Genomic DNA, 2,740 nt, shown 5'->3' on the forward strand with positions numbered 1-2,740 from the left:
ACGCCCGCGCCCGACCTGCCGGCCGACGACCCGGCCTGGGACCTGATCGCGCACGCGATCGCGCAGGCCTGCCACGCGCTGGTGCTGACGGGCGTGCCGCGCCGGATCGTGATCGGCGGCGGCGTGATGGTCGGCACGCCGCACCTGTTCCCGCGCGTCCGCCGGATGCTGCACGACAGCCTGGGCGGTTATCTCGCGACGGCGGAACTGGCGGAACTCGACAGCTACGTCGTTCCCCCGCGGCTGGGCGGACGGGCGGGTCCGCTGGGCGCACTGGTCCTCGCCCACCAGGCGCTGGAGAAGGGGACGCTTACCGGCCCTTAACCCTGTTCGCCTATGCGATGCCGATGAACGAGGCGACGAGAGGCGAGTCATGCGGATCCTGATCGTGGATGACGAGCCGGGCATGCACGACTCCTACCGCCGCAGCTTCGCGCCGGCCCCTGCCGACGCGGGCACGCTCCTGGCGATGGCGGCGGAGCTGTTCGGCGACGATGCGATGCCGTCGCACGACGCGGCGCCCGGCTTCGCGCCGACCCACTGCATGCAGGGGCTGGACGCGGTGGCGGCGGTGGAGCGGGCGCTGGCCGACGGCGATCCCTTCCCGGTCGCCTTCATCGACGTGCGCATGCCGCCCGGCATCGACGGCAAGGAGACCGCTCGCCGCATCCGCGCGCTCGACCCCGAGATCAACCTCGTCATCGTCACCGGCTTCTCCGACTTCTCGCCGCTCGAGATCAGCCGGGCCGCGGGACCGGCGGACAAGATCTTCTACATCGCCAAGCCGTTCGAGGTGGCGGAGGTCGTCCAGACCGCGACCGCGCTCGGCGGCCGCTGGGCGATCGACCGCGAGCTCGCCGCCGCCCGCGCGCGGCTCGCCGAGCAGGTGGTGCAGCTGGAGGAACAGGGACTGGAGCTCGCCGCGAACGAGAGCCGCGCGGTCCATATCGCCACCCATGATTCGCTGACCGATGCGCCCAACCGCCTCGCCTTCCAGCGCGCTCTCGCCGAGCGGGTCCGCCGGCCGGGCAGTTTCGCGGTGGCGATGCTCGACCTCGACCGCTTCAAGCTCGTGAACGACACGCTCGGCCATCTGGCGGGCGACGAGTTGCTGCGCGAGATGTGCGCGATCCTGGTCGGGACGGTGCCGAACGGCGGGCTGGTCGCACGGCTGGGCGGCGACGAGTTCGGGCTGATGTTCGACACGCCGGGCGACGAGGCCGCAGTGATGGCCTGCGAGCGGGTGGTGCACGCCTGCACCGGAACGGTGAAGCTCTTTGGCCATTCGGTGCAGGGCGGCGCATCGACCGGCGTGGTCGTCCGCACTTGCGAGGACAGCCGCGACGTCGTCGACCTGATGCGCCGGTCGGACCTCGCGCTCAACGACGCCAAGCGCGCGGGCCGCGGCGTGGTGCGGCTGTTCGACGAGAGCATGGACGAGAGCATCCGCTTCCGCCGCCGCGTCGAGAGCGGCCTCGGCCAGGCGATCGGCCGCGGCGAGCTCGCCCTTGCCTATCAGCCGATCGTCGCGCGCCAGGGACTGGACGTGGTGGGGTTCGAGGCGCTGCTGCGCTGGCATACCGACGAATACGGCCCGATCAGCCCGGCGACGTTCATCCCGATCGCGGAGGACAGCAACCTGATCCACGAGCTGGGCGATTGGGTGCTGCACGAGGCGCTGGCGGTGCTGCGCGACTGGCCGGGCCAGTATGTGTCGGTCAACTTCTCGCCCCGCCAGTTCCGGCGGCCCAATTTCGTCGGTCACGTGGTGGAGGCGGTACAGCGCGCGGGCGTCGAGCCCGCCCGGCTGCAGATCGAGATAACCGAGACCGCGATCTTCGACGACGCGGAGCGCGCGGCGGAGACGCTGTACCGGCTGCGCCAGATGGGGTTCCGCATCGCGCTCGACGATTTCGGCACCGGCTATTCCAGCCTCTACAACATCCGCAAGTTCGCGCTCGACAGCCTGAAGATCGACAGGAGCTTCATCGACGGCATGGGCCGGGAGCGCGAGTCGGCTGCGATCGTCCACTCGATCATCCATCTCGGCCAGGCGCTGGGGCTGGGCGTGATCGCGGAAGGGGTCGAGACGGAGGCGCAGGTGGCGTTGCTGCGCGCGGCGGGGGCGAGCCACCTCCAGGGCTATTACTTCTCGCGGCCGGTGCCCGCCGCGCAGGCACGCGAGCTTGCGACCAGGCGCTTCTCGGGCGACGAGGGGATGGTCGGCGGAAGGCACGGCTGATGGCCGCCGTCCTGCGGCGCTGGGACGCCGGCGCGCGCGCGCTGCGTCAGCCGCGGTCGCTCGGCGCCAAGCTGGTCCTGATCCTGACCGGCGTCGGCATCGTCGGCGCGCTGGGTATCACCGCGCTGCTCGCCAGCCTCATCATCCCGAGCTTCAACACGCTGGAGACGCGCTCGGTCGACGCGCACGTCGAGCGCACGCGCGCGGTGCTCGCCGAATATGCGGGCAAGGTCGAGAGCGCGGTGCGCGACTATGGCGACTGGAACGCCAGCTACGACTATATGGCGCATCCCGGCGCCGCGTTCGAGCGGGAGAGCTTCTCGCAGCTCGCGATGGCGAACCTGGGCGTCAGCGGCATGGCCTATCTCGCGCCCGACCGGCGTGTCGTGATGGCCCGCTGGATCGACGGCGGCGGCACGTCGCAGGATGCGGCCGCGCGGGACCGCTTCACGGACCGGCTCGCGCGGATCGACCTGTCGCGCGGCCTCGGCGCCCGCC

Annotated in this window: 3 protein-coding genes; all 3 read left to right on the plus strand. The window is 71.4% G+C overall.

Features of this window, described 5'->3' with window-relative positions:
* Positions 1-324: ROK family protein (locus HUV01_RS14715; RefSeq protein ID WP_174298949.1), on the plus strand; the 324-nt coding region annotated here is incomplete at its 5' end.
* A 49-nt stretch (positions 325-373) separates the two neighbouring features.
* Positions 374-2,242: a putative bifunctional diguanylate cyclase/phosphodiesterase gene (locus tag HUV01_RS14720; RefSeq protein ID WP_174298950.1), complete on the plus strand. Its 1,869-nt coding sequence runs from the start codon at positions 374-376 to the stop codon at positions 2,240-2,242.
* Positions 2,242-2,740 (plus strand): CHASE4 domain-containing protein (locus HUV01_RS14725; protein WP_302480077.1); only part of this gene is annotated, 499 nt, incomplete at its 3' end. The genes HUV01_RS14720 and HUV01_RS14725, both read left to right, overlap by 1 nt.

The sequence above is a fragment of the Sphingomonas bacterium genome, assembly GCF_903643035.1.
GTDB lineage: Bacteria > Pseudomonadota > Alphaproteobacteria > Sphingomonadales > Sphingomonadaceae > Sphingomonas.

Coding starts and splice junctions, on each gene's coding strand:
- HUV01_RS14720 (WP_174298950.1), top strand. CDS start 374: ATGCGGATCCTGATCGTGGATGACGAGCCGGGCATGCACGACTCCTAC.